The organism is Sphaerisporangium sp. NPDC005289, from assembly GCF_040607455.1.
In the GTDB taxonomy this organism is placed as follows: Bacteria; Actinomycetota; Actinomycetes; order Streptosporangiales; family Streptosporangiaceae; genus Sphaerisporangium; species Sphaerisporangium rhizosphaerae.
Window position 1 is genome coordinate 95,470 of sequence record NZ_JBEXGS010000011.1, and the last position, 24,489, is coordinate 119,958.

The 24,489-nt window shown below is 68.7% G+C and carries 21 protein-coding genes, 1 tRNA gene and 2 pseudogenes; 17 read left to right on the forward strand and 7 right to left on the reverse strand.

Going from position 1 to position 24,489, the window contains the following annotated elements:
* Positions 1-76: 76 nt before the first annotated feature.
* A complete protein-coding gene (locus ABZT47_RS20525) occupies positions 77-556 on the reverse strand; it encodes an NUDIX hydrolase (RefSeq protein ID WP_354844141.1) in 480 nt (159 codons plus the stop codon).
* 244 nt (positions 557-800) lie between these two features.
* On the opposite strand from ABZT47_RS20525, the gene ABZT47_RS20530 reads away from it, so the two are divergent.
* The 5 genes from ABZT47_RS20530 (at position 801) to ABZT47_RS20550 (ending at position 4,706) form a co-directional block, all read left to right on the forward strand.
* Positions 801-1,457 (forward strand): cadmium resistance transporter, encoded by a 657-nt coding sequence (locus ABZT47_RS20530; RefSeq protein WP_354844144.1) that lies wholly within the window; start codon positions 801-803, stop codon positions 1,455-1,457.
* A gap of 447 nt (positions 1,458-1,904) precedes the next feature.
* The gene (locus ABZT47_RS20535; protein WP_354844621.1) at positions 1,905-2,855 is read left to right on the forward strand and encodes a DUF418 domain-containing protein; all 951 of its coding nucleotides are present in this window, start codon (positions 1,905-1,907) and stop codon (positions 2,853-2,855) included.
* A 150-nt stretch (positions 2,856-3,005) separates the two neighbouring features.
* Positions 3,006-3,644 (forward strand): maleylpyruvate isomerase N-terminal domain-containing protein, encoded by a 639-nt coding sequence (locus ABZT47_RS20540; RefSeq protein WP_354844147.1) that lies wholly within the window; start codon positions 3,006-3,008, stop codon positions 3,642-3,644.
* Between the two features lie 189 nt (positions 3,645-3,833).
* Positions 3,834-4,241, forward strand: a complete 408-nt coding sequence (locus ABZT47_RS20545) for a TIGR03668 family PPOX class F420-dependent oxidoreductase (RefSeq protein ID WP_354844623.1) — start codon at positions 3,834-3,836, stop codon at positions 4,239-4,241.
* Positions 4,242-4,250: 9 nt separating this feature from the next.
* Complete coding sequence (locus ABZT47_RS20550) at positions 4,251-4,706, forward strand: MaoC family dehydratase (RefSeq protein ID WP_354844150.1); 456 nt, start codon at positions 4,251-4,253, stop codon at positions 4,704-4,706.
* A 192-nt stretch (positions 4,707-4,898) separates the two neighbouring features.
* Here ABZT47_RS20550 and ABZT47_RS20555 read toward each other — a convergent pair whose 3' ends face one another.
* Entirely contained in the window at positions 4,899-5,468 is a 570-nt protein-coding gene (locus ABZT47_RS20555) for a hypothetical protein (RefSeq protein ID WP_354844152.1), read from the reverse strand.
* A 185-nt stretch (positions 5,469-5,653) separates the two neighbouring features.
* Between ABZT47_RS20555 and ABZT47_RS20560 the strand changes: the two genes are divergently transcribed.
* Together ABZT47_RS20560 and ABZT47_RS20565 are read left to right on the forward strand one after the other, a co-directional pair.
* The gene (locus tag ABZT47_RS20560) at positions 5,654-5,887 is read left to right on the forward strand and encodes an RNA-binding S4 domain-containing protein (protein ID WP_354844155.1); all 234 of its coding nucleotides are present in this window, start codon (positions 5,654-5,656) and stop codon (positions 5,885-5,887) included.
* A gap of 155 nt (positions 5,888-6,042) precedes the next feature.
* Positions 6,043-6,115 (forward strand) — tRNA-Arg (locus tag ABZT47_RS20565).
* Between the two features lie 466 nt (positions 6,116-6,581).
* Here the strand turns inward: ABZT47_RS20565 and ABZT47_RS20570 are convergent.
* A complete protein-coding gene (locus ABZT47_RS20570; protein ID WP_354844158.1) occupies positions 6,582-7,760 on the reverse strand; it encodes a cellulose binding domain-containing protein in 1,179 nt (392 codons plus the stop codon).
* 694 nt (positions 7,761-8,454) lie between these two features.
* Here ABZT47_RS20570 and ABZT47_RS20575 point away from each other — a divergent pair.
* From ABZT47_RS20575 to ABZT47_RS20585, 3 genes and pseudogenes are all read left to right on the forward strand, one after another.
* Positions 8,455-8,673, forward strand: a pseudogene (locus ABZT47_RS20575) (DUF4277 domain-containing protein); the annotation flags it as partial.
* Between the two features lie 13 nt (positions 8,674-8,686).
* Positions 8,687-9,124, forward strand: coding sequence for a hypothetical protein (locus ABZT47_RS20580; RefSeq protein WP_354844646.1), 438 nt, complete (start codon positions 8,687-8,689; stop codon positions 9,122-9,124).
* A gap of 224 nt (positions 9,125-9,348) precedes the next feature.
* Positions 9,349-9,492: a hypothetical protein gene (locus ABZT47_RS20585; protein ID WP_354844161.1), complete on the forward strand. Its 144-nt coding sequence runs from the start codon at positions 9,349-9,351 to the stop codon at positions 9,490-9,492.
* A 442-nt stretch (positions 9,493-9,934) separates the two neighbouring features.
* On the opposite strand, the gene ABZT47_RS20590 is transcribed toward ABZT47_RS20585, so the two are convergent.
* Positions 9,935-10,492, reverse strand: coding sequence for an SRPBCC family protein (locus ABZT47_RS20590; protein WP_354844164.1), 558 nt, complete (start codon positions 10,490-10,492; stop codon positions 9,935-9,937).
* Between the two features lie 836 nt (positions 10,493-11,328).
* On the opposite strand from ABZT47_RS20590, the gene ABZT47_RS20595 reads away from it, so the two are divergent.
* A complete protein-coding gene (locus ABZT47_RS20595; RefSeq protein WP_354844166.1) occupies positions 11,329-12,012 on the forward strand; it encodes a hypothetical protein in 684 nt (227 codons plus the stop codon).
* Positions 12,013-12,435: 423 nt separating this feature from the next.
* A pseudogene (locus ABZT47_RS20600) lies at positions 12,436-12,729 on the forward strand (NADAR family protein).
* Positions 12,730-12,843: 114 nt separating this feature from the next.
* Here the strand turns inward: ABZT47_RS20600 and ABZT47_RS20605 are convergent.
* Positions 12,844-13,314 (reverse strand): hypothetical protein, encoded by a 471-nt coding sequence (locus tag ABZT47_RS20605; RefSeq protein ID WP_354844169.1) that lies wholly within the window; start codon positions 13,312-13,314, stop codon positions 12,844-12,846.
* 673 nt (positions 13,315-13,987) lie between these two features.
* On the opposite strand from ABZT47_RS20605, the gene ABZT47_RS20610 reads away from it, so the two are divergent.
* The 3 genes from ABZT47_RS20610 (at position 13,988) to ABZT47_RS20620 (ending at position 17,966) form a co-directional block, all read left to right on the forward strand.
* Positions 13,988-16,579: a tetratricopeptide repeat protein gene (locus tag ABZT47_RS20610; RefSeq protein WP_354844172.1), complete on the forward strand. Its 2,592-nt coding sequence runs from the start codon at positions 13,988-13,990 to the stop codon at positions 16,577-16,579.
* Positions 16,580-16,767: 188 nt separating this feature from the next.
* On the forward strand, positions 16,768-17,592 hold the full coding sequence (locus tag ABZT47_RS20615; RefSeq protein WP_354844175.1) for a hypothetical protein: 825 nt from the start codon (positions 16,768-16,770) through the stop codon (positions 17,590-17,592).
* The gene (locus ABZT47_RS20620; RefSeq protein ID WP_354844178.1) at positions 17,589-17,966 is read left to right on the forward strand and encodes a GntR family transcriptional regulator; all 378 of its coding nucleotides are present in this window, start codon (positions 17,589-17,591) and stop codon (positions 17,964-17,966) included. Before ABZT47_RS20615 ends, ABZT47_RS20620 begins: the two co-directional genes overlap by 4 nt.
* A gap of 18 nt (positions 17,967-17,984) precedes the next feature.
* On the opposite strand, the gene ABZT47_RS20625 is transcribed toward ABZT47_RS20620, so the two are convergent.
* Both ABZT47_RS20625 and ABZT47_RS20630 read right to left on the reverse strand, forming a co-directional pair.
* Entirely contained in the window at positions 17,985-18,785 is an 801-nt protein-coding gene (locus tag ABZT47_RS20625; protein ID WP_354844180.1) for a hypothetical protein, read from the reverse strand.
* A gap of 354 nt (positions 18,786-19,139) precedes the next feature.
* Positions 19,140-22,016 carry a ricin-type beta-trefoil lectin domain protein gene (locus ABZT47_RS20630; RefSeq protein WP_354844183.1) on the reverse strand — a complete coding sequence of 959 codons (2,877 nt, stop codon included), beginning with the start codon at positions 22,014-22,016 and terminating at the stop codon, positions 19,140-19,142.
* 533 nt (positions 22,017-22,549) lie between these two features.
* Here ABZT47_RS20630 and ABZT47_RS20635 point away from each other — a divergent pair.
* Together ABZT47_RS20635 and ABZT47_RS20640 are read left to right on the forward strand one after the other, a co-directional pair.
* Positions 22,550-23,395: a peptidoglycan-binding protein gene (locus tag ABZT47_RS20635; protein WP_354844186.1), complete on the forward strand. Its 846-nt coding sequence runs from the start codon at positions 22,550-22,552 to the stop codon at positions 23,393-23,395.
* A 112-nt stretch (positions 23,396-23,507) separates the two neighbouring features.
* The gene (locus ABZT47_RS20640) at positions 23,508-24,404 is read left to right on the forward strand and encodes a peptidase inhibitor family I36 protein (protein ID WP_354844189.1); all 897 of its coding nucleotides are present in this window, start codon (positions 23,508-23,510) and stop codon (positions 24,402-24,404) included.
* Positions 24,405-24,489 lie beyond the last annotated feature (85 nt).

Here is a 24,489-nt window from a genome sequence, read left to right on the forward strand (position 1 = left end):
GAGCGCGGAGCCGGCCCGTTGTCGTCTCAACTTGAGCCGAGGGCCACGCCCCTGTGAAGCCGGGCGGCGTGGCCGGTCAGTCCACCGGGAGGCCGTCCTCCAGGTAACAGGCGCCGGCGCCCAGCCGATGCAGGGAACCGGTCACCCGCCGCGCCAGGGACGACGGCAGCAGGTCATCGAACTGCTCAGATGCGGCGAACATGAAGCCGTCGAGTTCGTCGGCGGGAAGGCGGATGTCCGCCGCCTGAGCCGCAGTGATCACACCGCCGTCGAAGAGGAACATGAGGCCGCCGTCCCACGGAGGACGCGGCGGAACCCAGTCGACGCTGAGCATCGCTCCGAGCGACGCGACGATGCCCAGCTCCTCTTTGATCTCCCGTGCGCAGGCGGCCCGGGGAGACTCGTCCAACTCGATCATGCCGCCCGGGATGTCCCACCCTGGCTTGTACGTCGGACGCACCACCAGGACGCGGCCGGCGTCGTCGCGGATGAGCGCACCGGCGGCGGCGCGCACGCGTGGCAGGCCGGCGATGAAGGCGAGATCTGGATCGTCCACCTGGCCACCGTACGAGCTGAAGTTGGAGGTGGCGACCCAGGCTCGCCGCTGGTGGAGTCGTGCGCCGGTTCCCGCGGCCATGGCGTCTGCCGACGTTGAGACGTAGACGGCACCTCTGCAGTCCTGCCGGTCATGGGAGATCCGGTTGGTCCTCCATGCCCGGTAGGAGCGAGGTGGTCGGCGTTGCGGCCTGGGCCGCGACCGGGTCGAGTGCGCGATCGTATTCGCCATAGGCTGGCCGTTCATGGATGGCTTGGTCGCGACCCTCGGCACCGCCTGCGCTGTTTTCGCGGGCACGAACGTCGATGACATCATCATCCTGACCGTGCTGTTCCTGTCCGCCCGCGCCGGCCGCGAGCCCCGCGCACGGCAGATCGTCGCCGGGCAGTACGCGGGCATCGCCGTGCTGGTCGCCGTCTCCGCGATCGCCGCCCTCGGCCTCACCATCATCCCCGACCGCTGGGTCGGCCTGCTGGGTCTGGTACCGCTCGCCTTCGGCATCCGCGGTCTGATCTCCGCCCTCCGCGCCCGCCATCGTGACCGGAACGGTGGACGGGGTGCCGGGCGTGAGGGGGGACAGGAGGGCGGGGCGCCGGTGGCCGTGGCCGGCGGGGCCTTCTCGGTGGCGGGCGTCACGATCGCCAACGGCGCGGACAACCTCTCGGTGTACACGCCGATGTTCCGCACCATCGGCCTGACGGCGAGTCTGGTCACCATCGCCGCGTTCGCCGTCCTGATCGCCGTGTGGTGCGCGGCCGGGTACTGGCTCGGCTCCCACAAGAAGATCATCGCGTTCGTGGAGCGGTTCGGACATTGGCTGGTGCCGCTCGTCTTCGTCGCGATCGGCGCGGTGATCGTGCTGGAATCCGGCGTCGCCGGCCGCCTGGTCGAGCTCCTGTGAGCAAGACGACCACTGGTCGTCGCCTCGGTGCGCGACCGGCGACCACGGTGGTCGTCTTGATGTGCGACCGGCGACCACGGTGGTCGCCTCGGTGTCCGACCGGCGACCATGCGGGTGGTCGTCGCCTCGGTGTCCGGTCGGCCGAAAGTACGGCCGTGGCGATGGTGAACCGGGCTTTCGGCTCATGTCCGCGCGCGCGGGGGACCGCAGGATGACACCATGCCCCCTGAAGATCCCCCACCCTTGGCGTCCCACGTCGGCGCGGGGCCCGCGCGGCCCCGCGCCGGTCGTCCGTCCGCGGCGCCCATCGACGGTCGAACGTCTGCCACGTCCGGTGCCGATCATCCTCCCGTGACGCTCGGCGCCGGTCATGCCCCCTCGACGCTTGGCTCCGGTCGTGCCCCCGCGACGGCTCCCACGCGTCGGACGCGGATCGTCGCGTTGGACGTGGTGCGCGGGTTCGCACTGTGCGGGATCCTGCTGGCGAACGTCCAGCCGATCGCCAACGTGGACGACGCGATGCGGCGTTCGTCCGCCGCCCTGGAGAGCCCGTGGATGGGAATGCTGGTCGAGCAGCGCTTCTTTCCCATCTTCTCCCTGCTGTTCGGCGTCGGATTCTCGCTGCTGTTGCGATCGGCCCATGACCGGACCGCCAATCCGCGGGTGGTCCTGCTGCGCCGGCTGCTGGTGCTGTCCGGCCTCGGCCTGGCGCACATGCTGCTGTGGCGAGGCGACATCCTCACCGTCTACGCCGTCGTGGGCCTGCTGGTGCTGCTGCCCTCGACCTGGCTGCCGCGCTGGGCGGTGGCCGTCCTCGCCGCTGTGCTCGCCGCGGTGGCACTGACCCTCTACGGCGGCGGGACCATGCTCGTCCCCGCGCTGTTCCTGCTGGGTTCCGCGCTGACCCGGTACGGGGTGGTCGACCGGATCGAGCGGTCGGCGCGTGGTCCGGCCGTGCTCGGCCTGGTCCTCGCGGCGGGGGCGGCGCCCGCCCTGTGGTGGCAGGGGGGTCCGCGAGCGGGCGACTCCCATGGCCTGAGCCCCGCCCTCGCGCTGGCCGTACCCGGACTGCTGCTGGCGGGCGTGTACGTGTGCGTCCTGCTGCTTCTGCTCAGGACGCCGCTCCGGCCGGCGCTGCGGGCCGTGTTCGAGCCGCTGGGCCGGATGGCGCTGACCAACTACCTGACCGCGACGGTGCTGGTGCTGTTCGCCGTCCGTGTCCTCGGAGTGCCGGCCGGCTCGTCGTGGACGGCGGTGTTCGCGCTCGCGGGCGCCATCCTCGCCGTCCAGTGGTCGTGGTCCACGCTGTGGCTGCGCCGGTACCGGCAAGGCCCACTCGAATGGCTCTGGCGCTGGGCCACCTGGGCCCGCCGCCCACCCCTGCGCCGCGCCCATTGAGCGCGACGGGCCGTGGCTGTTCCGTGTCGGCGGTCGCTTCGTGTCGGCGGTCGCTCCCGCTCGGCGGTCGGAAGGGAGCTTCGGCTTCACCGCCCATACCGGACGTGACAAGATCGTGAGGCGGTATGGGCTCGTGAAGGGAGCACAGGGATGAGCGGCATCAAAGACGACTTCCTGTCCGCGGCGCGCGCGGCCGTGGGACTGCTGCGTGAACCGGCCGTCGCCGGCGCCTGGAAGGAGCCGAGCGCACTGCCCGAGTTCGCCGTGAGCGGTCTCGCCGGCCACCTGGCCTACCAGATCTTCGTCGTCCGGCAGGTCCTCGCGGGGCCGGTCCCTTCGGAGGAGACCATCCCGCTCCTGGAGCACTACAAGCGGGCGCGGTGGGTCGGCGCGAGCGTTGACGACGAGTTCAACGTCGGCATCCGGCTCGGCGGCGAGGAGGTCGCGGCCGAAGGGCCGGCTGCCCTGGCCGATCGCGCCGCCTCAGCCGTCGAGGAGCTCGCCGAGGTCCTGCCGGGGACGGCGGATCGGACGGTCCGGATGCCGATCTGGGGGCCATGGTCGCTGACGCTCGACGACCTGCTGGTCACTCGCCTGATGGAGCTCGCCGTCCACTCGGACGACCTGGCGGTCAGCGTCGGGGTCCCGACTCCGGAACTTACAGAGAGCGCCGTCGAGACGGTGGTCGGCCTGCTGTCCCGCCTCGCGGTGCGCCGCCACGGTGCGACGGCCGTCCTGCGCGCCCTGAGCAGAGCCGAGCGCGCGCCGGCCACCATCGCCGCGTTCTGAAGCCCCGGTCCCTCCTGACCGTCCTGGCTGCTGGCACGACCCGGCCGGCGCCGCCGCGTGCGTTCGTCCGTCTGAGCCGGCCCGCCCGTGGCGGTCACCGTCCGCGTGGGCGGGACGTGCTTGGATACGCGAGTGGGCACGGTCGAGATCGGTTCGGACGGGGCCGGCGCCGGATGGGCCCGCGGCAGGATGGCCGAGGCCCGGGTGGCGAGGCTGGCGACCGTCGGCGATGACGGCCGTCCGCATCTCGTGCCGGTCACCTTCGCCCTCGACGGCGATCGCCTCGTCACCGCCGTCGACCACAAGCCCAAGTCGGGCGCGCGGCTGCGGCGCCTGCGGAACATCCAGGTCAATCCGAACGTGTGCGTCCTCGTGGACCACTACCACGAAGACTGGACGACCCTGTGGTGGGTGCGGGCCGACGGCTTCGCGACGGTCGTGGAGAGGGGGGACGAGCGTCTCCCCGCACTGCTCGCCCCGCTTGTCGCGAAGTACCCGCAATATCGTGGTCGCGTGCCGGAGGGGCCGGTGATCCTGGTCGAGGTGACGCGCTACTCGGGCTGGTCGGCTCTGGCCGTGCCCGAGAAGGCCGAATAAGATTCGGGCATGCGGATCTTCGCCGGAGTCGCCGAGCTGAAAGCCGCCGTCGGTGAGCACCTGGGGTACACCGAATGGCGCGAGGTCACTCAGGAACAGGTCAACCTGTTCGCGGACGCGACAGACGACCACCAATGGATCCACGTCGACGAAGAACGGGCCAAGGACGGGCCGTTCGGCGGGACGATCGCCCACGGGTACCTCAGCTTGGCCCTGCTCCCGTCCTTCATGACGCAGATGTTCCGCGTCGACGGGTTGAAGATGGGCATCAACTACGGGCTGAACAAGGTCCGCTTCCCGGCGCCGGTGCCCGTCGGCAGCCGCATCCGCGCCGGAGCCGAGCTGGTGGACGTCAAGGGCACCCCCTCCGGCACGCTGTCCAACCTCCGCATCACGATCGAGGTCGAAGGCCAACGCCGCCCGGCCTGCGTCGCCGAGTCCCTCTCCCTCTACATCACCGACTGACCTCGCAGCGCGGGCTGCTGACCTCACGGGCCCGCGCACAGGAGCGCCGCCTGCACGCGGCCGCGAAGCCCGAGCTCGCCGAGATTGCCGAGTATCCGGCTCCGTGCTCGACCTGCGCTCCGGTGGTACGGCGGTACGGCCGACTGGACGCACGGGCTCGCCTCATCGCCGACCGAGCGCGGCAGCTGACACCTATCGGAACGGAAGTTCCGCGTGGACCCGCCAGCCGCCCTGGTACGGCCCGGCCGACACCCAGCCGCCGATCTTCTCGGCGCGGCGGCGCATGGTCGCCAGTCCTTCGTGTGGACCCCGGGAGGCGGGAGTCTTCCCGTTCATAGGGCTGTCCACGGTCACCGTCAGCAGCCCCGGCCCGTACCCCAGCACCACGGTCGCGTTCGGCATGCCGTGTTTGACGGTGTTGGTCAGAGCCTCCTGGATGATCCGCATGCCGGCGAGGTCGACGGGGTCGGGGAGCATCTGCGGCGAGCCGGCCACGTGGAGGCGTATCGTCAGGCCGCTCTTCCGGCTCGATTGCACCAGGTCGGCCAGGCTGGGGCGCGGATAGTCGTACTGGGTGCGGAGCAGGCTCCGGGTCAGCTCGGTGACGTGTTCCGTGTGCGCCTGCGCCACCACCGCCTTGTGGCGCCGTCGCCTGAGCAGCGCCGCGACGACGACCACGGCTCCGAGGCAGGTCAGCGCGATGGCCACGGCGACCTGCGCCGAGAGACCGCCTGTCCCGAACATCCCTGGCTGATGGTTCATGCCTTCAATCCGCAGGTCCTGACCCTCAGAGCCACCTCATGTGATCGAGGTGGTTCATTGCCACCCCCGGATCGCGCCACGCCCACGAACGCGAAACTTTGCAGATGTATTGTCCGGTTTGGCGGCCCCGCCCGCTCTCGATCACCGATGTCTCCGGCCTGCCGGGTGATGCCTATGCTGATGACGTGAACGCGAGATTCCGGGAGGAGACCTTCCGCCTGCACACCGAGTACATCCCGCTGTGCGACCTGTTGAAGATCTGCGACATCGCCGAGACCGGCGGGGTGGCGGGGCTGCTCATCGTCGATGGCGAGATCATGGTCGACGGTGAGGTGGAGCTGCGCAAACGCGCCAAGATCCGCTCCGGCCAGGTGGTCAGCGGCGACGGCTTCGAAATCCACGTGATCACCGCCCCCTGACCCCGCCCGGTCGCCCCGCCCAACTCCCACCCTCTCCGCAACCACCGCGCCCCTCCGGTTGCCCTCCCAGCGGCCACTCCCACCGGACGCGAACTCGCCCCCGATATCGGTTCGGCGCACCCCCGAAGACCCGCTATGCTTGTCGAGGCAAGCAGGCGGCCGTAGCTCAATGGATAGAGCATCTGACTACGGATCAGAAGGTTGGGGGTTCGAGTCCTCCCGGCCGCGCAGCACGAAAGCCCAGATCATCAGCCGATGATCTGGGCTTTCTCGTGTTCTAGATCAGTTGCCGGTGTCCGGCTATGTCCGGCCGTCAGCCGTTGACTCCGGTTGATCTTTCCCGATGCCTTCCCACAGAGTCTCGCAGGCCGACAGCACACCGTGCCATTCCTTGGTCCGGTGCCGCAGACGGTCCCTGACGTTTCGACGGCTTTCCTCTGACGATGGGGCTTGTTCCCGTTACGGTCAGTGCATGCTGGTTATCGAGGCGGCCCGCCGGGGGTCGGCCGGAGGCGTGGCCACCGGGTTAGCGTCTGTGACGACTGCGGTGAGGGCTGCCAGGGATCCAGGCCGGGTCGGCCGGGATCGCACCCCAGGGTGTGTCAGATCGATCCCGACAGAATCAGGTCGGAGCCGATCCGTTTCCACGACGTCGAGCCGACGGATCAGCGCGCTGGCGCCTCCGCTGCGCCGGTCAGGCGGCTGAGCATTTCGACCCGTTGAGCGCGTACTCCACGGGCCGCGAGTTGGTGCCGGTCCAGGTGCCGATGAATCCGAAGGAGACGGTGGCCCCGCCCGCGATGTCCGGATTCCAGTCGGCGTGGGCGACCGTGGGGGACACGCCGTTGGATACTTGGACGGCGTTCCAGATCTGGGAGATCGTCTGGCCGTTGGCGAAGGTGAAGGTGAGCCGCCAGCCGTGGACGGTGGTCTTGCCGGTGTTGAGGATCTTCACGTCGGTGTGGAATCCGCCGGGCCATTGGCTGTTGATGGTGTAGGTGACCGTGCAGCTGGTGGGTGGGAGCACGGTCGGGCTCGGCACGGGGACACCGTAGTCGAGATAGTTGGGCGCCGGCGAGATGTTGCCCGCCGCGTCCAGGGCGCTGACCCAGAAAGTGTGGAGGCCGGGGGCGGCGATGCTGAGGGTCTGGCTGGTCGTGGTGCCCGGAACGGTGACGAACTCGGCGTGGACCGTCCCGCCGACCTCGTACCACTGGTGGCCGACCAGGTAGCTCACGACAGGCACGCTGCCGGCCGCGGCCCAACTCACGGTGGCGGTTGACCCGTTGACCGTCAGCATCTGATTGCCGGGGTAGCCGTACGGGTACCCACCAGACGGCGACGGCGACGGCGACGGCAGGCAGGACGCCGACCAGCATCCCGTGATGGCTTGGCCAAGTCCGGAGGCGTTGCCGGCAGCGTCCACGGCCGTGACCGTGTAGACCTCGTGCCCCTCAACGTGGCTGACCGCGAACGAGGTGCCCGTCACGAAGTAGCGGTAGAACTGTTCGGACTGGTTGATGTTGCGCAGGATGTAGTAGCCGACCACGCCGACGTTGTCGGTGGCGGGCGCCCAGCTGACCACGACGGTCGGTCCGCACTCGGTGAAGACCGGCCCGCCGTGCGGCGTGGGCGGCACGGTGTCGCCATTGGCCACGGCTGGGCTCGCCGTCCCCCATGGAATGAGCGCCGTCGGCGACGTGGGGCAGATGGTCGGCGTCGTGCTCGGGGTCGGCAGGACGCCCGCAGTGCTGCTCGGCGTGGGGGTGGCCGCTGCGGGAACTGCGGACTGGATGGTCGCCGCACCGGCAGTGCCGGCGACCAGCCCGATGCCGGCGACCACGGCGGCCAGCATGGCGAGCACGACGCTCACGGAGCGCGCACGCGGACGAGGCCGGGTGGGGGCAGCCTCGGGTACAGGTATGACAGGTTGGTGGGTCATTGGGGCCTCCGGGGGACGGCTTCAACAAGCGAACTCTCAACAAAGGCGGTCCCATACTACGGATCGACATGCGTTCATCATTGGATGCGCCTGGACAACCTCGTGCCAGCGTTCGGGGAGAACGGTCAATGGGGCGCCGCGGGCGCGCTGTGAAGTCGGATTCTGTCGTCGTCCGGAATCGCGGCCGTGTCGTTTTAGATTCGAATTGTGTACGCGACGCCCTACGTGAGGGTGATCCCGTGGGCTGCGGGCGGAACGGACTTAATCTCCCGGACCGGCCTCTCAGTGCTGGTGGACCGTGATCGGCCACAGCGCAAGGTGTACGCCGCACGGTGGGCGGTCGGCCAGGAAGATGCGGGCGCGGTCAGCAGCTGCGTGTGACCTTGAGGATGGTCGGGACCAGATTCCTGGAGCGTCTATTGACGCAACGCAGGCTGCCTCAAACACATCGCAGGCATCTGTCACGTCGTGACGAGCGGATGCTGTTCGGCAGTGAGAGCGGCTAGCCCCGTTTTCCGCAGGTCGGGTTGAATGGAGATCGCTGGGTTGCTGTGGTGATCGTTGTTTCGGTATGACCTGGCTGGTAAGACAGCGTGCGCAGTGGGGCGGGGCCAGTGTCGAGAAGATGCTCGAGGCGTTGCCGGTTATCGCGGGGTTTTGTGCGCGGTTACGGATCCGGGAGTTGGTGGATGCGGCCTGCCCGGTGCGGGATGTCGCGGAGCTGACTCATGGGCAGGTGATCGAGGTGCTGGTGGCCAACCGGCTGACCTCACCCGCGCCGCTGGTGCACGTGCAGGAGTGGGCGCGTGCCTGGGCGGTGGGCGAGGCCTTCGGTATCGAGCCTGATCTGCTCAACGATGACCGCATCGGCCGCGCTTTGGATGCCATCGCCGCATCTGGACCTGCTGGCCGGGTCGGTCGGGCTGGCCGCGATCGAGGCGTTCGGCCTGGACGTGACGCGCCTGCACTGGGACATGACCTCCATCTCGTTGCACGGCGACTACGACGATGCCGATCCCGCCTTCGCCCGCCCGCGATTCGGCCACCCCAAGGACCGGCGGCCGGATCTGAAGCAGGTTCAAGCCGGGATCGCGGTCAGCGGCGAGGGCGCGATCCCGGTCTTTCACCGCGCTTATGACGGCGCGGCCGGTGAGGTCGGGCAGGTCATCGGGGCGATGCAGGGCTTGCAGAAGCTGGCCGGTCCGCAGCTCGTGGCAAGCCGCGGGCGTCATCCTCTCCAGGACCGGGCCGCCGTTGAGGCACCGACCGGGTGCCGGCGATGCTCTCGATGCTGAGGGTCATGCGCGCGAGGTGGCCCAAGACGAAACGGAGATCTCGATGAGGAAGATGCTTGCGGCGGTAGCATCCGCCATCGCTCTTGCCGGGCTCGGCGTGGCCGTCGCGCCGCCGGCCAGCGCCAGCAGCTACTGCCCGCAAAACTACTCGTGCTTACTGGCAGGGGGCGAGCTGGACCGGCATCGAGTACATACCGACCTCATGTGGTAACTGGTCCTTCCCGGTGGGCGTCGCCAGCGTCAAGAACTATGGGCACGGAACCGCTCACCTGCGAAACAGCAGCGGCAAGGTCGTCCTTTCCGTGCCTCCCGGCCAGCAGTACGAGAACACCGGAAGCTACATCTACTCCGTCACCATCGACTGCTGAACCGCCGCCCCCCGGGGGCGAAGCGCCACAAGGGGACGCCGCGAATCGCGACACCGTCACTGCGGTGCCCGGCCGGAGGGATACACGACAGCGTGTGCCCCTGCAGCGCCGAGGGTCTGCGTCCATCGCTTCGCCATCTGGGGAAGTGATGCCCCGGGATGCTGTCCCGGTCGTCTCTCGCGGTCCGCGCCCTCGAGGGGTGGGAGATAGCTCTACCCCTGCGCGTGGCACCCCGTGGCACCCTCGGGTGGGGGGTGGGGGTGATCCGGTGCGTCCGACCCGTCTTTCCCAATGCCTTCCCGTGTGCTGGGGCGTAGGACTTCGCTGATCCAGCGCATGGAGGTCTCGTCTTGACCCACGAGGCACTTGGCGTAGGTCGGCAGGAGGGCCTCCACGCTGCTGCCCGCCCCAGGCGGCCACCTGCTTCGCCGGCACCCTACTTTTAGGCAGGTGGACGTGTCTCCTCAGCCGCGGTGCGAGATCTCCCTAGTGCTGTGACCGCATACCGGGCGGCGCACAGTTCGGCGAGGCGTTCCAGGGTGCTCGCCATCTGCGTCTGCCACCAGGCGCGCCCGCTGTCCACTTCCGCGCGTTTGTCCTCCGGCATGCGCGAACCGTCGAAGGTCTCGGTCACGACCGTCGCCCCGGCTCCGTCCGGGAGCAGATCGAAGATCCAGCGGTGGCCCCACGCGGCCCCGGGCGCGGTGGCATCCGGGTGCCCGCGACCGGGCCTCGGCTCCCAGCCGAGGCGACGGTCCGGCTCGTACTCGACGACGTGGTTGTTCATCTCATAGTCGCCGTATCGCTCGTAATGCATCCGCATCACGAAGACGTCCCCGACGCCCGAGACCACGGCGTCGGAGACGCCACCGCGCAGCATCCCCGAGCCGTCGAGGTCCGGGTGCCGTCCGGGGTCGGCCAGGATCCGGAAGATCTCCTCCGCCGGGGCCCCGATGCGCCGGGACACCACCACCACGGGCTCGCCTGTCGTACTCGTCATCCGCGTGCCTCCGTTAACCGCAGAGCATGAACCCGACTCCGGCCCGGACGCTACACCGGGGGTACGACAACGCTTCGCCGAGGCGTTCCACATGCCCTCGGTTGGCGATCAAGGCCTGACCCGGATACCGGGCGAACCTATGCGGTCACAGCACTAGCAAGAGAAGTCGTCATGGTACCGAGCTGCCCCACCTCGTACAGATCGTCGTAGCTATGGGCTACACCTGCCACAGCACGACATGTTATGTGTGAGATAAGATCAAGGAGTTTTGCTGAGTAAGCAATGAGATGTCCGACGTTTTCAATTGACTTCTCGCCTTCATGTCTCCTGTCAAATACAAGGACTCCATTGTCGAGGTCGGCACGGTTCACTACGCTGAGCGGCCCGCTGTGGATTTCGTGATCGCCGTCAAGATACCGGCCCCGAAGGGCGCGCCCCCGCGATGCGCTCCAGGTCCGTGAAGCGAATGGGCTGGCTTTCCCGTAGGTCTCCCTGGAAAGCGGGACGAGGCCACCCGCGTTGCTCGCGAATCTCTCTACCCCAACGAATTATCACCTCCCATTCGATCTTCTCCGCCTCGATGTAGTCCTCATCGGTCGTGCGGAAACCGCAGCGGTTTTCGTGCGCCCCTCCAATCTCTAAGCCATTCAAATACGCCCGAGTCGTTGAATCGTGCGGCCAGAATCTCCGTGTCGTCAATCGCAGCTTCGCAGAATACTCGAGCAGCTGAAGTAAGGTGAGGCGATGGACAGGAGCGACCTTTATCCGGAACCTCCGCATCTGAGTGCAGGGCTCTATGCGGAATATGGGAAAGGGCGCTCTTCTCGCGCGTGTGCGTGGCGTTGATCGCCGCGGGAGCCGAGCCGACCGGCGTGATAGGGGTGGCCCCCCGCGCGCGGGGGTTCAAGATGGTCAGTGATCTCGGAGCCGACTACCAAGAGCTCGGCCTGAAGCCGGACCGCCTGCTGGCCATCGCCTCCGACGCCGATCCCGGACAACGCGCCATCCGGATGGGCTTCCGGCGCAAGCCGTCGGGTCTCATCGTGGTCGGCTACGATTTCGCGGACCGCGATGACGATCACGCCGTTTCCCTGCTCACAGCGGCGAAATCACTCGGAGTTCCGCAGGAGTTGCAGTCTGGCGCCGAGCTGCGCAGGGCGCGCGAACGCGGGTGTGACTTCGTCGACCTCGTGCGCCGCATCATCGTGGATGCCGACCCGTTGTACGGAGAAATCGGTGTCGCAATCTCCACGCCTACGACGCACACGCTGATGAAGGACACCGAAACGTTGTTACCCGGCGATCTGTTCGTCTCGGATCGGCTTCTCGCCGACGCGCCCGCCCTGCGGAGCGGTCTTCTCGCCTGCTTTTCCGAGGGTGCCGTCTCTTCTTGGGAGAACGGACTTCACCTGTCGTGCTGGGGAATGCTGAATGACAGAGGAGTCACCATCCCGGAGAGCATGGGGGTGCCCCGCAAGGCGGCGCGGCTGCTGGGCCGGGCGCTGGCACATCGTCGATGACGGCACGAAAGGGCAGCGGGTGAGAGAGACAAGGGTGTGGTGGCGTCGAGTTCCTCCACGGGTGCGGTGGCGGGTGGCGGACGGCTCGACCGGCCGTCCGCCACTGATCTTCCGCGGGCCAAGGTAGGCTGCCGCACGCCTCGTCACGGGATGACCATGGCTGCGTTGACAGCAGCAGTGATAGCAACATCCCCGCACGGGAGCGTCTTTCGACAGTTGGTCACAACTCTCTGACCATGGTCTGCGGTACGCCAGCAGCGTGGTTGTTCCGCCTGAAAAGCGGGACGTACGCGATCACTCGGAAAGGTGTTGGCTTGAACCATCCTGATTTGGGAGGGTGCGGGCATGGCGGAGGCGGTCGATGTGCGGGATGTGGCTGGACTGGTCGAGGTGGCGAAGCGGGGTGAGCGGATCAAGTACTTGATGTTCTGGGGGCATCGACCTCCGCGTTCCGGTGGGGCCGGGGCCGGGTGTCTGTCGCAGTGGTGGCCGGCGGAGTAGTTCGAGCAGCATGCCGACTTGCGGGAGTTCCTGCTGGGAACTGGTGAGCGGGTGCTGGTGGAGGCGAGTCCCGTCGATCGTGTATGGGGGATCGGATTGGCGGCCGACGACGAGGAAGCCGAGAATCCGGAGTCGTGGCACGGACTGAACCTGCTGGGGTTCGCTCTGATGGAGGTAAGGCAGGTTCTTCGGCGCTCGCCTTCGGTCATGGCATGATCGCGTGCTGGGGCGCGCCAGGGGCGGTCGGAGTCGGCGCTGCTAGGCTCGTTGCCGGTGTGGCCGAGGGGTTGCGCGAGGGTGGTTTGGCGTCGCGGAGGTGATCGTGTCGGCTCACCCGCCGCAGCTTGAGTAGCTCCTGCTGCTGACGTAGTCGTGGATCAGCCAGCCCTTCTCGGTCTTGCGCAGTGTCAAGGTTCCCAGCCTGTTGGGGGTCTCCGATGGCTTTGTGCCCGCGGAGAGAGTCCATCCTTCGCCGCAATATCCACTGACCTCGGCCTTGGCGCCTTCTGTCTTGAGGCCGGAGGGAACCATCTTCCGATAGGCGTCCGCATCGGTGATCCTGCCGTGGAACAGGTTGACGGCCTGCTCACAGGTGCTCATCTCATTCTCGCGCGCGAACAACTCCTGCGCGGCCGGCGACATCAGATCGCAAGCGTCCTCGCCCTTGTCGTTGGCGATGAACGCGGTGAGTCTCGTTAATGTCTCCTGCGGTGTGTCCGCGCCTTCGGGCTCGCCGCTGCCGCAGGCCGCAACGGTCAGGGAGGACAGCAGAAGGGCAAGTGACAGAGGGTGCGGACGCATGTTGTTCCCATTCGATGGTCAAGCAGTGCGGTCGCGCCGACTTTACCTATTTCTGCGAGGGGTCATCTGTCTTTTTCTGCGACCTCTCTGGTCAATGAAGTCTTGTTGATGTCAATAAGTAGGCGATTGGCGTTGGAAGTTACGTCGATGCCGCTCCGTCCGAATCGGCTTTCGTGCAAGTCGAACTGCTCCGCCTGACCGGGACGACCACTGACGGCCGGGCCGGCCGTGTCGTCACGTGAGGCGAGCCGCGGTGGCGGCCTGGCTTCACTTGGTGTGTTGTTTCCGAGTGAGCCGTCGGCGGGCGCGCGGATGGCTCACCGCCTGGCGGGCCGGTGAGCCATCCGGTGCGGCAGGTCAGCCCCGCCAGATCTTGACTGTCAGCACATTGTCGTTCATCAGGTCGCCGACGTACGGCGTCGGCAGTGCGTCCGTGTGATCCGGATGCTTCGTCGCATGTTCTCTCCCCGTTCGGGCTGGGTGATCCGCCCCAGACGTCGTCCTTCACACCGGCCGGCACGGCCGGCGCGACACCGATGGTGGCGGGTGGATGGCCCGTGGCGCGGATTCCCGGACGATCCCGGACGCTCGCACTTGGCGGGCGCCGAGGCGCGCACTACCGTTGCGAAGATCGGACGCCGCGGGGGGGCGGCGGAGGTCATGAGGAGAGTGGGTGCGCACATCCGCCGCCGCAGACGGTGTCCCGCTACCGGATCCGGGCGAGGCACGGTCACTGGACGAACTGATCGAAAAGGCCCAGCGGCTGAAGATCTGGGCCGGCAACCCGTCGTACAACGTGATCAAGGACCGTATCAACGCCGCCTGGCTCGCGGCGGGCCGGCCCTCCGGTGAGCTGGCACGCAGGAGCACCATCGCGGACTGCTTCCGGCCCGGACGCCGGCGGGTGAACGACGACCTGCTGGTCGCGGTGGTACAGGCGCTGCACGACGATGCCGGCTATCTCGCGCAGTGGCGTCAGGTGCTCCGCGTCATCCACGGTGAGACGCAGGCCGCGCGTCAGGTACGAGTGCAGGGCACCTTGCCCGGGAGCGTTTCCGGTTTCATCGGGCGTTCTTCCGAGATCGACCGGCTTCGACGGTCACTACGGCAGGGCGGCAATGCCGGCGCGACGGTCGTCTCGGCCATCCAGGGCATGGCCGGTGTCGGGAAGACACAGCTCGCACTCCAGGTGGGCCGGGTGCTGGCCGCCGACGAGCCGTTCGACCACGTGTTGTTCGTGGATCTACGAGGATTCCACCCCGACCCGGCTCAGCCACCTGCCGAGCCGGATGCGGTCCTGGACGGGTTTCTCCGGCTCCTCGGCATGCCGGCCACGCTCATCCCACCCCGCCTCGCGGACCGCGCGGCCGCCTACCGCAGACGGCTGGCCGGCACCCGGACTCTCGTCGTACTGGACAACGCCGCCACCGAGCAGCAGGTCGAGCCCCTGTTACCCGACGACCCCCGATGCGTCGCCCTGGTCACCAGCCGGCGCAGCCTGACGACCCTTCCGGGATCGACGCAGGTGACGCTGGACGTGTTCGCGCCCGGCGAGGCACAGGACTACCTCCTCTCGGCCGTGCCGGGCGTCGCCATGGGGGACGATCCCGCCGCCCTGGAGAGGGTGGCGCGTCGCTGCGGGCACCTGCCGCTGGCGCTGGCCCTGCTGGCGGGGCACATGCGGGCCAAGGCCGACTGGACGGTCACCGACCACGCGGACCGGCTCGAAGCGCGCCACCGCCACAATCGGCTGGACACCGGCGTCGAAATGGCGCTGCGGCTGTCCTACCAGGGGCTGTCGCCCGACCGCCAACGGCTGCTGCGCCTCCTCGCCGTCCACCCTGGCCAGGACTTCGACGCGTACGCCGCCGCGGCGTTGACCGACCACGACGTGCGGACCACCGGCCGGCGGCTGCACGAGTTATGCGGCGATCATCTTCTGCAGCAGAGTGTCCCGGGCCGATTCTTCTTCCACGACCTGGTTCGTGCGTACGCCGCCGATCGTGCCGACGAGGAGGATCGCCCGGCCGCCCGCCGCGCCGCTCTCACCCGCCTTTTCGACTACCACCTGTTCACGGCCTCGGCCGCGATGGACCTGCTGATCCCGGCCGAACAGCACAGCCGGCCACGCGTACCCCCATCTGTCATGTCCATTCCGCCTCTGGAAGATCTCGCGGCCGCCCGCGGATGGCTCGACGAAGAACGGTCGAATCTGATCGCCGCGGCGGGTCATGCCGCCGCACATGGCTGGCCGTCCCACGCCACCCGCATCGCCACCACCCTGTTCCGCTACCTGGATGCCGGAAGCCACTATGCCGACTCCGTCGCCGCTCACACCCACGCGCGCGATGCCGCCCACAGCAGCGGCGACCGTGCCGCCGAGGTCCATGCGCTGACCTACCTCGGCATCGGCTGTCTCCGTCGGGGCCGGCACCCCCAGGCGGCGGAACATCTTCGGCGGTCTCTCGACCTGGCCCGGGAGATCGACGACCCTGCCGGTGAGGCTCGCGCACTCGGCAACCTCGGTGTGGTGGCCGAGCGGTCCGGCCGCTACCGGGAGGCCATCGACTTCCACCAGCAGGCTCGCAGCCTGTTCGACAAGATCGGCAACCGGGTCGGTGAGATCCGGGCGCTCGGCAACCTCGGCGTGGTCGCTGAGCGGCTCGGGCACTATGAACGATCCCTCGAGTACCAGCGGTGGGCCCTCACTCTGGCTCGCGAACTGGGCGATCGGATCGGTGAGGTGAGCGCGCTGGACGAGCTCGGCTACGTGCACCAGCGGCTCGGCCGGTACCAGCAGGCCCTCGACCATCACCGGCAGGCGTTGACCGTGGCCCGGGACATCGCGACCCGCTCCGGCGAGGCGGCGGCGCTGAACAACCTGGGCGCGGTGTACCGAAGGCAGGGCCATCTCGACGAGTCGGTGGACCATCTCCACCGTTCCCTTGCCCTCTGGCACGAGATCGGCAATCCCATGGGCGAGATCGACGTCCGCAACGACCTGGGGGAGACACATCTGGCCGGTGGCCGGCCTGAACAGGCCCGCCACCAGTACATCCTCGCGCTCGACCTCGCCGGCCAGCTGGGCGATCGGTACCAGCAGGCCCGCGCCCACAACGGCCTCGCCCACGCCACGAAGGCCGATGGCGACATCGATGAGGCCCGCCATCACTGGCGACAGGCACTGGCCCTCTACCAGGCGCTCGACGTCCCCGAGGCGGACGAGGTCGCCGCCCATCTGAAGGACCTGTCAGGGACGGGCTGACGTTCCTCCACGGATCAGAAGGTCAGGTATTGGAGTCCTGTCGGCCGCGCCGGCCGGAAGGCCCGTCACCAGGGAAACCCGGGGCGGGCCTTCTCCTTTGTCCGGACGGCGTCCGAGCGCGGGACGTTGACTTTGTCGCAAGCTATGACGCATCATCTTGATACAAACCTTGCGACAAAGGAGGCGCTGTGACTCGTGAACCGTTATCCGACGCCGGCCCATCGGTCCGTTCGGCCGATCTGCGACTGGCGGGCGAGTGGCTGGCCCGGCACGACCTGGCCGGCGCCCGTCCGACCCCACTGCTCGCCAGCCGCCTGGCGGCGCGGCGGCGCGCCCGTATCGCCGGTAGCGTCATGCTGGCCGTGCTGATCATCGGTAGTGCGCTCGCCGCGACCTATGGCGGGTTCACCGGTGGCGGCTTCCCGTCGCGTGGCCCGCTGCCGCTGGTGGCCCTGTCCGCGCTGGTGGCCGGGCTGCTGGTGGCACAGTCGCTGCTCGACTGGTGGGTGCGGCGCGTCGACCAGCGGGCGGGCGCGACGCTGTCGCGCAGGGCCGCCCATCTGATCCAGCCCGGCTGGCGGGCCGTGCTCGGCCGGCCGTACGCCGTCTTCCTGGTCGCCACGTTCGCCGGTGCGATGGTGCTGACCGGGAGCGCCCTGGCCGTTCCCGACCCCGCCGTGCGGCGACTGGCCGTCGTCCTGTTGATCGGCATGCTCGGCGTGACGGCCATCCTCGCCGTGCAACTGCGCCACCTGCTCCGGCGCCCGGTCGTGGCGGAGGACGAGGAGTCGCTGACCGCCGACGTCATCATGCGCGTCGAGGACGCCCGCGAGCTCTCCACGCCGAGCGCGCAGTGGGCGCTGCCCATGGTGCTGCTGTTCGGCACCGCGCCCGGGTGGTGGAGCGCCGCCGCGGTGGTTTACCTGCTCCTGGGCGTGGCCATATGCGCCGCCCTGTGCGCCAGGACGCCGTCGAGCGCGACGGTGGCCCGGCGGGCCATGAGCGTCCGATGATCGTCATCGACGCGGCCTCGCCGGTGCCGCCGTTCGAGCAACTGCGGGCCCAGCTCGCCCGGCAGATCCAGGACCGCACGCTGGCCGTGGGCGCCCGGCTGCCGACCATCCGTCACCTCGCGGCCGACCTCGGTCTGGCCGTCAACACGGTCGGCCGGGCCTACCGTGAGCTGGAGGAGGCCGGGCTGATCGAGACGCGCGGGCGAGCGGGCTCGTTCGTGTCGGCCGCCGGCGAGGAGGGCCGCGAGCGGGCCCGCCGGGCCGCCGCCGACTACGCGGCCGTGATCGCCAGCGTCGGCCTCGACACGAGTGAGGCGATCCGCATCGTCCAGGCGGCCTTGACGTCCGGAGCGGCGGCGCCGGCCTCGTCATGACCGTTCTTCACGCCGCGGTCAACCCGTGAGGGTCTTGCCGACGAGGGCGCGCAGGCGGCGGGCCTGTTCTGAGTCGCCGATCGTGTCGAGCTTGAGTTGTGCGGCGAAGGGCTTGAAGGACCATGAAGGAAGGATCAGCGCCGCGTGGTACAGCGCCGTGAGGATCTTGGGGTCCGCCGGGATGGGGTCCTTCTGCAGCCAGGGGAACAGCTCGCGGGCGAGGTAGCGCTGGGTCTCGATGGTGACGCCGCCCGTCGACCCGGCGAAGAAGTCGATGAGCAGAGGCACCATGTGCGGCTTGGGCCGCACGTTCTGGATGCCGAACGCGCAGTACGAGGCCACGATGTTGTTCCGGTGCCGCTTGATGCTGGAATCGTCGGTGTCCTTGATGAGGGACAGGGCGGCGAGGTGCTCCTTCACCGGGTCGAGCTTCAGCGGGTCGAGGCCGACCGGCGTCGTGCTCGGCGCCTTCGCGCCGGGGAGCGTGCTGGTCGCCAGGTGGCCGAACGCGTAGAAGTACTCGACCATCGACTCCTTGGACTCGTGGCCGGTGTTGATGCGCGCGTACGCCTTGACGAAGCCGCGCGCGATGTCGCCGCGAAGCTGGGAGGCGATGAGCCGTGACAGCTTGCTGCGCTCGCGCGCCGAACGCTCGGCCAGCGTCTTGGCGATGAGCTTCATGGAGGCGTCCGCTTGGGAGGGGTTCATCTCCTCCTGCAGCACCTTGGCGACGGCCTTGGCCGTGGTCTCGTCGGGCTTGGCGGCGAAGGCCTGCCAGCCCTTGGGTAACGCCGCACCAGCCGAAGACTCGCTGGACATGACGGACATGTTTGCTCCCCCCCGTCCCATGCTGGGACGAACCGATGATGGCGACGCCCCCCCGGGATGCTCGACCCCTGATGCTCGACGTTGGGTCGGCCAGAGTCAATGCGCTCAACGGAACTTTTTGGAACGCGACAATGGCCGTCGAGCAGGGCGAGGTTCCCACCTGCGAGAGAGCGTTCGCGTCCAGCCGCAGCACAGCGGAACCGCCCTCGATCCCGGCGCGATTCCGCCTATTGTGCTGGTCACAGGAGCCGAGAAGGAGCAGGCCGTATATGTCCGGCCGGTCTGGCCGGTCCGGGCCGTTTCCCGGCGGCTTTTCCGCGGGGAAACGGCCCGGTGCGGGGTGGGTCAGCCCCAGAGGGATGAGTTGCCGAAGTTGGCGGGTTCGGTCTCGCCCGCCGCTCCGACGGTGTCGGTGGTCGTGATGGTGATGGTGGCGTCGGGCAGGCCGGACGACTTCGCCGTGATGGTCGTGGTGCCGGCGTAGAAGGAGCGGAACTCGATCGCCATCTTGCCGTTGAAGGCCGAGACGTTCGGGGTGAAGGTGTAGGACTTGCCGCCGGGCAGGATGCCCGGGCCGCTGGTGACGGTCAGCGTGACGTTGCGGGTGTCGTTGACCCAGGCGCCCGACGCGTTCCGCATCGTCACCACGAGCTGGGTGTCGGTGGTGCCGTCATCGGTGATGGTGGTGGAGGAGTTCCTGCCGGCCTCCAGGGTCATCCGGGTCGCCGTTCCGCTGGTGGACTGTTCGCGGGCGACCTGCGTGGGGTCGGCGATAGTGGTGCTGCTCGACCACCTCGACTTGTTGGCCCGGTACCAGTACCACTGGTCCTTGGGCAGCCGGTAGTAGTCGATCATGCCCATCCGGGCGTAGGCGGGGCTGAAGATCGTGCCGTGGTCGAAGCCCGCCCAGATCGCCAGTCCGGCGCTGCCGGTCGTGAGCCTGAACCTGGTGCCGTCGGAGGGGTCCTTGACGTCGCCGTACGTCGGGTCGTACGTGCCGGGCCGGTCGGAGGTGTAGGAGCCGTACTCCGAGACGACGTTCGGCATCCAGGTGTTGGTGATCTTCCCGCCGTCGCCGTTGTACCCGGCGACGTCACTGACCGAGAGCTGGTCGAGCGAGTTGCGTTGCACGCCGCCCATCCCCGCCTTGCGCGTCGGGTCGAGCTGGTGGGAGTAGTCGCGCATCTTGCTCACCAGCGCCTTGGCGTTGCCCAGGGTGGATGAGGAGGTGAAGAACACCTCGTTGCCCATGGACCAGTTGATGATCGAGGGGTGGTTGCGGTTGACGCGGATCATGTCGCGGAGACCGTCCATGGCGCTCTGCTCGAAGGCCGCCTGGTCGGCCGTCTTCTGCGGATAGCCGTCCGCCTGGTAGTCGTTGACGGTGCCGGTCGGCGTGGGCTCCTTGCCGGCGGTGGCGGTCGCCCAGAAGGTGGCCTCCGACCAGAACATGACGCCGAGCCTGTCGGTGGCGTCCGCGAAGGACGGGTCGTGGGGATAATGCGAGCCCCGGATGAAGTTCATGCCGGCCTCACGGATCTGGCGGACGTCACGGTCGAATCCGGAGTTGGGAACGGCGTTGGCCCAGCCGCCGTGGTCCTGGTGCACGTCCGCCCCGACGAGCAGCGTCTTGGCGCCGTTGAGGTAGAAGCCGTCCACCTTCCACTGCGCGCTGCGGAAGCCGAACGTGGTGTCGTAGGCGTCGACCACGGAGCCGTCATTGACCACGCCGTCCGGGGTGCGGTCGACCACCAGTGAGGTGGTCACGGTGTAGAGCGCGGGGTTGTCCGGCGCCCAGAGATCGAGACCCTGGAGCATGGCGGAGGTGTTGGAGAGGGAACCGCTCAGCGCGTCGAGCGTCGTCGTGGCCGCGGCGCCGAGCGTCCTGGCGGGCGAGTCGAAGCTCGCCAGCACGGTGCTCGACCCCTGCTTGCGCACTTCCTGGCGTGCGTAGACGTCGACCGCGGCGGAGCCGTCGTTGCGGACCTCGGTCTGCGCCCTCACGTTGGAACGGCGGGCGGCGAGGTTCGCGCGCAGGTCGGTGTCGCCGGGGTACTGCGACAGGTCGATGTTCCTGTAGTACGCGGCGTTGCCGGTGTCCCACGTCGGGTTGGTGAGCGCCGGGGTGGTGACGAAGGTGCCGTACCAGGTGACGTGGACGTTGTCGGTGACGTTCAGGGAGACGTCGCGGTAGAGGCCGCCGCTGAACTGGTGGTCGCCCGTCCGGGGGGCGAGGTCGGCCTGCCAGCGGTTGTCCACGCGGATCGATATCTCGTTGTCACCGGCACGGAGAGAGGCGGTGATGTCGAAGGCGAACCCCGTGTAGCCGCCCCGATGCGTGCCTATCTTGGTGCCGTTGACCCACACGTCGGTGACCGAGAACGCGCCTTCGGATTGCAGTTCGACCCGCTTCCCGCTCCAGGACGAGGGAACGGTGAAGTGCTTGCGGTACCAGCCCGCGCCCGTATAGAAGCTCGCCCCGCCGGCGGAGCCGCCCACGTTGTAGGGGGCGACGAAGTCGTGCGGCAACGCGACGGGGACCCATCGGGAGTCGTCGAAGTCCGGGTTCTGGGCGCCGGTCACGTCCGAACGGATGAACTTCCACCCCCGGTTGAAGTTGACCTTCTGCCGTGCACTCGTGCCGGGCGGCGGGCTGGTCGACGGCGACGGCGAGGGTGACGGGGTCGGGGTCGGGGTGGGGGTCGGCGTCGGGGTGGGCGTCGGGCTGGGGCCGCCTCCGGCGGTGCTCCACTTCTGGTTGGCCTGGCCACCGCAGGTCCACAGGATGACCGGGGTCCCGTTGGCCGTGCCGTTGCCGTTCACGTCCAGGCACAGACCCGACTGCACGCCGGTGACCGACCCGTCGGCGTTCTGCCGCCACTTCTGGTTGTTCTGCCCGTTGCAGGTCCAGATGACGACCTTCGTGCCCGGCGAGGTTCCTCCGGCGTTGGCGTCCACGCACCGCGTGCCGTTGTAGGTCCGCAGCTCACCGGCCGAGGTGAACTCGAACGCCTGGTTGGCCTGCCCGTTGCAGTCCCAGATCTGCAGGGCGGTGCCCGCCGCGTCGGTGTTTCCCGCGACGTTCAGACACCGCCCCGAGGAGGCGCTGACCAACGGCGACGCCGCCGCCGCCCATGCCAACGCCGTCACCGGCACCGTCACCAGCACGGCCGCCATCACGGCGAGCAATGCCTTCCTGCGGGAGTGAGGGGGGGAATGCAACGATCCTCCTGGGGGTGGGAGCTTGACCGCGGCGGCCAAGCGGCGGCGTGCCTGCGAAGTCTGTGCGCGTTAGCATCCAGAAGTCCGGGGGTCGCCCCCGGCCCCGAGTGGCCGTGTCCGGCTACCGAAACTTTCGATGTCGAGGTAGTTAGCTTTCCTGGCCGGGAAGCTATGCGGCGCGGCCATCTCCGTCAATACATCCGATCGATACACCTCTGGGGTCCTGTCATCGCCGCAGCAGAGATACCGAGATCGCCGGATCGATTAGCAGGTGGCGGTCGGATCGACCGTGCTGCCGGCATCGCCGGGACGATGAAGACCTCCGACGTGCAACGAGAAAGTTTCAGCCGTCGGAGCGGCCGGAGGGCCGCAGAAGGCGTGCCCTCGGATCACCCGTCAGGCGGCGCGTACGCCTGTACGGAGCCTGTTCGGACAGGCTGACAACACGATTCCCTCGCGGACGGCGTGAGTGATCCACGACGGTGGACTCCTCCGCAGGAACCACCCCCTCACCGTCCGAACCAGGAGAATCGATGAAGCTGCCTTCACGCGCCGCCGCGCTCGTGGCGCCCTCCCTGATCGCCTGCCTGACCGCGGCGTCCGGGATGCCGGCGGCGCAGGCGGCCGACGCCAGGGCCCTTCCGAGCGTGGACATGGAAGCCACGGTCAAGGCGGCTCAGATCGACCCGCGGCGATCCGACGACGCGCTGACCCCGGGAGCCAAGGCGAGCGTGCTGCTCGTCGAGCGGGCGCTGCGCGACCGGCACCTGCTCGACGCGAAGTGGGTGGACGGGTACTTCGGCAGCACGACGATCGCCGCCTTCGCGAAGTACCAGAAGTCGCTCGGCTTCACCGGCTTGGCGGCCAACGGCCTGCCGGGCAAGGCGTCCCTCACCAGGCTCGGAGCCGGTCGATTCACCCTCACCCGCACCATCGGCCCGGGGGCCCGGGTGTCCGTCGGCGGCGGCGTCATCGACACGCGCACGCGGAGCATGCTGGCCGAGGCGAAGCGGCTGCTCGGCCGCGACCTCGTGCTGCTGCAGGGCTCGTACAACCGTGGCGGCGACCCCACCTCCGCGGGCACCCACGACGGCGGCGGCGTCGTGGACATCTCGGTCAAGGGGATGACTCCCGCCACGCGCACCGCGGTCGTCCGCGCGTTGCGGGGTGTCGGCTTCGCGGCATGGGTGCGCAGCCCCGATCAGGCCGCATGGCCATGGCACGTCCACGCCGCCGCCATCAACGACACCGACCTCTCCAGCCAGGCCCAGCACCAGATCGGTGACTACTACCTCGGGCTGAACGGGCTCGCCGGCCGCGGCCCGGACGACGGTCCGAGGGTGACCATCCGCACCTGGGAGGAGTACCGGCGCCGCTGACCATCCGAAACCAGGTCGCACCGACATGACCAGGTCGCGGCGGGCACCGCGGACACCGCCCCCACCCCAGGACCACCACGACACCGGACAGCACGGACACAAGGAGAACACCATGGGAACGCTTAACAAGATCCTCGCCGCTGCGGCCGCCGTGACGGCGCTCGGTGGGACGGCGCTCGCCACCGCCTCGCCCGCTTCGGCGGCGACCCGCAACGGCGTGTGCGAGAGCGGCGAGTTCTGCTACTACTTCAACAGCGGCAACCAGGGGTCGGTCTCCGACTTCGCCGGATCGGTCGGCGACTACGGCACCAAGCAGCCCTCCTGCTTCGACTTCAAGGGGCCCGGCGCCGGCAAGGGCAAGTGCGTCAAGAACGCGGCCGCCTCGGTCTGGAACCGCAGCGCCAAGACCGTCCGGGTCTACTTCAACAGCAACTACGGCGGCAGCGTCTACCAGGACTTCGCGCCCGGCGCCAAGGGCAACCTCAAGGCCGGCCTGAAGAACCAGAACGCCTCCCACCAGTTCGGCCCGTCGTCGTCGGCGCGCGTCAACATGTCGTACGCGCTGTACAAGACCGGCGGCGGCGGTATCAGCTGCGGCTTCGACGGGTACGTGCACACCTCGGGCCGGCATGAGGGCATCGACATCCGCCGCAGCGTGGGCTCCGACGTCCACGCCCTGGTCGCCGGTCAGCTCATCTACCTGGCGCGCGGGCGCAACGGCGGCTCGGGGCTGTCCACGATCGCCGTCTACAACGCCTCGCTGAACAAGACCATCATCTACCTGCACTCCGCTCCGCTGGCCTCCCTGCGCGTGGGGCAGCAGATCGCGCGCGGCCAGGTCATCGCGGACGAGGCGTGGCACGGTGTGTCGTCCAGCGGGGCCGCGCACACCCACGTCGAGATGCGTCCCGGACGGCAGAAGCTCGCCGCCAAGAGCGTCGGCGACCCGACCCTGAGCAACCCGAACCCGAACTCGTTCTGGGTCTCCCAGGGCTACAACGTCCGCTAGCGCACGGCGGCCTGTGGCGAACCGCCACTCCATCGGATGCCGGAACCGGGTTCCCCGCCGTGTGACGCACGGCGGGGAACGGGCG

Excerpts from the sequence above, each read along its gene's own strand:
- ABZT47_RS20590 (WP_354844164.1), bottom strand. The coding sequence starts at position 10,492 with ATGACGAGTACGACAGGCGAGCCCGTGGTGGTGGTGTCCCGGCGCATC.
- ABZT47_RS20620 (WP_354844178.1), top strand. The coding sequence starts at position 17,589 with ATGATCGTCATCGACGCGGCCTCGCCGGTGCCGCCGTTCGAGCAACTG.
- ABZT47_RS20530 (WP_354844144.1), top strand. The coding sequence starts at position 801 with ATGGATGGCTTGGTCGCGACCCTCGGCACCGCCTGCGCTGTTTTCGCG.
- ABZT47_RS20640 (WP_354844189.1), top strand. The coding sequence starts at position 23,508 with ATGGGAACGCTTAACAAGATCCTCGCCGCTGCGGCCGCCGTGACGGCG.
- ABZT47_RS20550 (WP_354844150.1), top strand. The coding sequence starts at position 4,251 with ATGCGGATCTTCGCCGGAGTCGCCGAGCTGAAAGCCGCCGTCGGTGAG.
- ABZT47_RS20625 (WP_354844180.1), bottom strand. The coding sequence starts at position 18,785 with ATGTCCAGCGAGTCTTCGGCTGGTGCGGCGTTACCCAAGGGCTGGCAG.
- ABZT47_RS20545 (WP_354844623.1), top strand. The coding sequence starts at position 3,834 with ATGGCCGAGGCCCGGGTGGCGAGGCTGGCGACCGTCGGCGATGACGGC.
- ABZT47_RS20555 (WP_354844152.1), bottom strand. The coding sequence starts at position 5,468 with ATGAACCATCAGCCAGGGATGTTCGGGACAGGCGGTCTCTCGGCGCAG.
- ABZT47_RS20605 (WP_354844169.1), bottom strand. The coding sequence starts at position 13,314 with ATGCGTCCGCACCCTCTGTCACTTGCCCTTCTGCTGTCCTCCCTGACC.
- ABZT47_RS20635 (WP_354844186.1), top strand. The coding sequence starts at position 22,550 with ATGAAGCTGCCTTCACGCGCCGCCGCGCTCGTGGCGCCCTCCCTGATC.
- ABZT47_RS20540 (WP_354844147.1), top strand. The coding sequence starts at position 3,006 with ATGAGCGGCATCAAAGACGACTTCCTGTCCGCGGCGCGCGCGGCCGTG.
- ABZT47_RS20580 (WP_354844646.1), top strand. The coding sequence starts at position 8,687 with ATGACCGCATCGGCCGCGCTTTGGATGCCATCGCCGCATCTGGACCTG.